Annotated in this window: 5 protein-coding genes; 1 reads left to right on the forward strand and 4 read right to left on the reverse strand. The window is 56.2% G+C overall.

The window, feature by feature from the left end:
- Positions 1-337 (reverse strand): hypothetical protein (locus ACODTY_RS23155; protein WP_488996527.1); only part of this gene is annotated, 337 nt, incomplete at its 3' end.
- Between the two features lie 185 nt (positions 338-522).
- Here ACODTY_RS23155 and ACODTY_RS23160 point away from each other — a divergent pair.
- The gene (locus ACODTY_RS23160; RefSeq protein WP_488851512.1) at positions 523-1,416 is read left to right on the forward strand and encodes a LysR family transcriptional regulator; all 894 of its coding nucleotides are present in this window, start codon (positions 523-525) and stop codon (positions 1,414-1,416) included.
- Between the two features lie 197 nt (positions 1,417-1,613).
- On the opposite strand, the gene ACODTY_RS23165 is transcribed toward ACODTY_RS23160, so the two are convergent.
- The 3 genes from ACODTY_RS23165 to ACODTY_RS23175 are packed head-to-tail and all read right to left on the reverse strand — an operon-like array spanning position 1,614 to position 5,250.
- Entirely contained in the window at positions 1,614-2,936 is a 1,323-nt protein-coding gene (locus ACODTY_RS23165; protein ID WP_488996528.1) for an NAD(P)/FAD-dependent oxidoreductase, read from the reverse strand.
- On the reverse strand, positions 2,893-3,219 hold the full coding sequence (locus ACODTY_RS23170) for a hydantoinase B/oxoprolinase family protein (protein ID WP_488996529.1): 327 nt from the start codon (positions 3,217-3,219) through the stop codon (positions 2,893-2,895). Before ACODTY_RS23170 ends, ACODTY_RS23165 begins: the two co-directional genes overlap by 44 nt.
- A gap of 3 nt (positions 3,220-3,222) precedes the next feature.
- The gene (locus tag ACODTY_RS23175; RefSeq protein ID WP_488996530.1) at positions 3,223-5,250 is read right to left on the reverse strand and encodes a hydantoinase/oxoprolinase family protein; all 2,028 of its coding nucleotides are present in this window, start codon (positions 5,248-5,250) and stop codon (positions 3,223-3,225) included.
- Between the last annotated feature and the right edge of the window lie 17 nt (positions 5,251-5,267).

A 5,267-nucleotide genomic window follows, 5' to 3' on the forward strand; every position in this document is an offset into this window, starting at 1 on the left:
CAGAAAGCAGCTCACGTTGTTCGTTCTCGCTCAAACACCCAAAGTGAGCCAGAAACCGCTCGCCTGCGAACCTCCACAGGGAATATTTCCAAGGATGCATATGGAGCCCAAGGCACGCGCCCTTGTCACGCAGTGAGCGAAATAAGTCAGCCTGCGCCACCGCGGCCTCGGGGTGCACGAAGAATGTCACAGGGTAGCCGCGCTGCATTCCGCGGTCCCAGTATCCCCGGACCGCAAGTTCGCCGAAATCCCAATCGGCCGGCCCTGTGGCCGAGGAATGAGTGGTTGCCGTCGTCGGCTCCACGTCCATGGTCAGCAAAACTCCGACCTCAAGCATTATGCAGTCCTTTCGGGAAGTCTTGGGGTATAGGGGCCTTGCCGTCCGATATCCCAATGTTATCATTGTTAACGAGCCGGGGTTGCTAGGCAACCGGGCGACGAAATCACAATGCATCACTAGCGCGCATCGGTCAAATATCGCTTCAATATGGGATTCCCCATATATCATAACATGAGGTTATAATGATAAATGATTTTCGCCAGATTGAAGCTTTCATCGCGGTGATGTCATGCCGGACATTGTCCGAAGCTGCAGAATCATTGGGAATAAGCCAACCTGCAGTAAGTAACCTTATATTTCGCCTCGAAAAGAACGCTGGCATCGCGCTATTTACTCGGTCTGGTAATCGGTTACGCCCTACCGAGGAGGCAAGAGTTCTGCACGGAGACGCCGTCATTGCGATGAACGGACTTGCCTCTGTGAATCAAACGCTCACTGACTTGACAAGTGATAGCGCTAGTATCGTGACTGTGCATGCTCACCCCGCTGCTAGTCTGGGCTGGCTCCCACAGGCAATTGCGACCGTCAGGCAGGAGTATCCAAATACTAGGTTTCGCATATCGACCAAAGGGTCCAATTTACTCTGGGACCTCACTCATTCCCCGAACGCAGATATATTGATCGCTGAAACTCCGATCGATGTAAACCATAACTTAAATAATGTTCATCGGTTGAGATGTGCAGCTGTGCTGCCCCGCGGTCATGAACTCGAGGATAAGTCCTATCTCACTCCTGCGGACATACAGAAGTATCCGTTTATCTCACTAACTCCCTGGCAACCGACGTATTCAAAGGTCTTAAACAGAATAAGCATGGCTGGTCCCAAGCTCAACATTGTTTGCGAGTGTGAGTTTTTCGCAGGTATAATGGGATTAGTAGCCAGCGGTGCGGGCCTTTCGATCGTTGAGCCAATAGCAGCACACTCGTGTTTGTATCGCGACTTTGTAACCATTCGTGAATTTCGTCCTGCAATATACTACGAGGTAATGGTTGTTTCGACCGCTCAAAATGGCCGTAGCCTTCCAGCACGGCGCCTTCTGACCGCTGTTCTTGACCTTATGAGCCCTCATGCCTAAATCGTAGGCCACGTTGCTCAATCCTCGCGGTTGCAATTCGTGGCCACCAATGGGCAAATCACAGCCACTGGCGATTGTCGGCGATGGTGATCAACTGGGTGGTAAAAACGCTCAAGCGATAGTAGCTACGCCATCTCTTGTTCACTGCGCTGCCAGTTATATCGGGCGCGAACACCAACAGAGAGCAAGGTTCCGCGTTAAAAGCGATCTGGTCTAAAATGGGAAATGTCGATACTCGGTGCCCTTCCGGAAATCAGCGCTGAGACGATTTCCCCAGTCTTTGGTGCCGTCGTCATGCCGATATGGCCGTGACCGAAGGCGTAATAGACATTCCGGGACCTTTTAGAGCGACCTATGACTGGCATGGAATCGGGCAAGCTTGGACGAAAACCCATCCACTGTCTGATTGCGGACATGTCGAAATTCCGGCGAAGGTGCGGAAGCAGCCTCTGGGCACCCGACAAAAGCGCATCTGCCCTTCGCCAGTTTGGGCCTGCGGAAAGGCCAGCAAATTCGACCGTTCCGGCTAGGCGTAGGCCGTCCGCCATGGGGGTCACTATAAACTTACCTTCAGCGTCGGTAATAGGCAAAGTCGGGAGGGCATCGGTGTCTAACAGATAGAGATGATATCCTCGTTCGGTGTCGAGGGGTATACTATCCCCCATTGCAGCGGCGAAATGCTTCGAGAAAGCGCCAGTTGCTATCACAACGTCATCCGCGACCATGTCCCCGCCTTCACCTTTCACGGTCAAGCGGCCATCCGCCAGAAGCTCAATTCGTAATATATCTCGGCGTACTATCGTGCCGCCTCCTTGTACGACCCGATTGGCAATTCCCGTAACGAGTCGACGAGGATCCAGGATATGCCCGTTTTCAGAGATGAAAACTCCTCTCGTGTAGTCCGGACAGATGAGAGGCTCAATTTCTCTCATGTCCCTGCCATTCAGTATCTGGAATTGTACTCCGTTGGCTGCGCGGAGCTCCCAAGCCAGCCGATCGTTTGAGAGGCCAGCCTCCGACTTATAGGCGTACAGATGGCCGCTCTTTCTGATAAGGTCGCCCAACTTTGCATCATTCGCTATCGTTTGCATCAGATCCATCGCTGGTGCGGACAATTGCCTTAGAGCCCGAGCTTGCTCGGGTACAGCACGCTGGGTGCCCGACAGCAGAAATCGGAAGAGCCACGGCGCGATCTGCGGCAAATATGACCAACGAATAGCGAGCGGTCCGAGGGGATTTAACAAGTATCCAGGTACGTTCCAGACTACTCCTGGCATTGACATCGGAACCACGGATGAGCCGTTTATACAGCCGGCGTTGCCGAATGAGGCGCCCGCACCAGGCGCAGAGCGGTCCACTATCGTGACACTATGACCCTCAGATTGCAACCAATACGCCGTACAAACCCCGACTATACCAGCACCGATAACTATAACTTTGCGCGGTTTTTCCATCGTTATCTCAATATACCTGCAATTAGATCGCAATTCGTCTACTACATATGGCATACACATCGCCATCCTCCATGCGGCCCTTGAAAACGCGGATCACGTCCTTGCAGGTTAGGTGAAGCGTGCCGACATGGCCGGCGAGGTCCTGGTCGCCCTGGGCGACCGAATCGCCATTCACGTCACTCAGGCCATTGGAGAAGTCCCGATTGTAGATAACAAAGGAATAGCAGGTCCTGAGGATCTGTTCCGACATCTGGTTGACGGAGTTGATGAACGAGTTCTTCAGCACCTCGAAGGTCACCGGATCGAGAGAAAATCCTTCGGGAAACGGCATTGCGCCGGCGGAATTCATGGCTCAGGCCTCAAAGCGAATGACGATGTTGAGGAAGCGGTCGATCTCGGCACTGCAACCAGGCGGCACGACAGTGGTCGAATCGAACTGTTCGATGATAGCCGGGCCTACGAGCCTGGCTCCTGCCTTCATGCCCTCACGCTGATAGATCGGCGTGCCGGCGAACGGCTTGTCCTCGAACCACACTGTGCGCCGTTCCTTCGGCACTGGAGCCTCATCCGACGGCGTATGTTCAGCGAGAACGGCCTTTGGGGTCACACCGATCGCGCTCAGATTGATGCGGTAGATATCGACCGGCGCATCTTCGCGGCGGAAGTTGTACTCGCGCTCATGGAGCATATGAAATGAAGCGACGAGCTCATCGATGGAATTAAGAGCAGCGTCGAGCGGCACCGATAGCGACCGCCACTGACCCTGGTACATCATGTCGATAGAGCGTTCGAGGATCACATCCTTGCGCTCGACACCTTCCTGCCGAAGCAGGTCCCAAGCCTCGTCCTCCAGTTTGGCGAACAGCGATTTCAGCGTCGCCATGTCAGTCTTGTCCGCTTGGCTAATGAAGCTCTGGCCCAGATCGTGCTGCACGTCGACAAGAAGACAGCCAAGCGCCGAGGTGACACCCGGATTGGGTGGCACGATCACGACCGGGATCGCAAGCTCACGCGCGATTTCGGCACCGTGTAGCGCGCCGGCCCCGCCGAAGGCGACGAGTGCAAAATCGCGAGGATCGTAGCCGCGACTGATCGAGATCAGGCGTACGGCGTCGGCCATGTTGGCGTTCGCTACTTGGACGATGGCATTGGCCGCGACATGCACTTCCAGACCGAGCGGCTCCGCGATGACCTTCGCCACGGCCGCCTGCGCAAGCCTCGGATCAAGCGACATATGCCCGCCCGCCAGGCTGGCACCTTGGCGCCCGAGCACAACATTGGCATCGGTGTTGGTCGGAATCATGTTGCCGCGGCCGTAGCAGGCCGGGCCGGGGTTGGCACCGGCCGACTGCGGCCCGTTGCGGAGCGAGCCGGCCGGGTCGATCCACGCATGTGAGCCGCCTCCGGCGCCGATCGTCAGAAGCTCAATCGCAGGAAAGCGGATCGGGTATCCGAACTCAATGAACCAGTCCTTGGTGACGCGCGAGCGCCCTTCACTGGCCAGCGAGACATCGCAACTGGTGCCGCCCATATCAAGGCCGATTGAGTTGGGGAAGCCGCACTGCGAGGCGATGTGACGACTGGCGATGGCACCCGCCGCGATTCCAGAACCAGCGAGACGCGCCGCGAACTGCTTGGTCCCACGCGCCGTCATTACGCCGCCGCCGGAATGGAGCAGTACCAAGTCGCGCTTGTAACCCTCAGACTTCAGGCGCGCATCGAGCGCATTGCAGTAGTCGCCGACGACGGGCGCGAGTGCTGCGTTGACTACGGTCGTTGAGAACCGCTCGTGCTCGAAAATTTCAGGCAGCGTCTCCGAAGAAGTGGAGACCGGAATTCCATCGAGTTCTTCGACCAATATCTCCTTCATTCTTCGTTCGTTCTCGCCGTTGGCGAAGGCATTCATGAAGCAAACCGCCACGGCGGCGACGCCACGCCTCTTCAGGAGACGGGCGACGCGGCGCGCCTCATCCTCGTCGAGCGGCTGAAGGACCCGCCCCATGGCATCCACCCGCTCGGCTACTTCGAGTCGGTCACGGCGCGGAATGTAGGGGCGCGTCACGTCCTTGTAGGTGTCCCAGAGATCCTCCTTGTCGGCGCGTCTGATCTCAATAATATCTCGGAAGCCCTTAGTGCAGACCATCGCGGTGCGCGGCAGCCGTCGGGTGATCAAGGCGTTGGTGGCAACTGTGGTACCATGTACAAGCAATGCCACATCGCCAAGCACGACGTTCCCGCGGCGCAGCCCGGCCATGAAGCCATCGATTGGATTGGGAGTCGATGGAACTTTTGTAACGCGAACAGTCCTGTCGCTGTCATTAACAATACATATGTCAGTAAAAGTGCCGCCTATATCGACCGCTACGCGCCTTGATGGCATACTTATTCCTTCTATAC

This window comes from Mesorhizobium sp. FG116 (assembly GCF_057809835.1).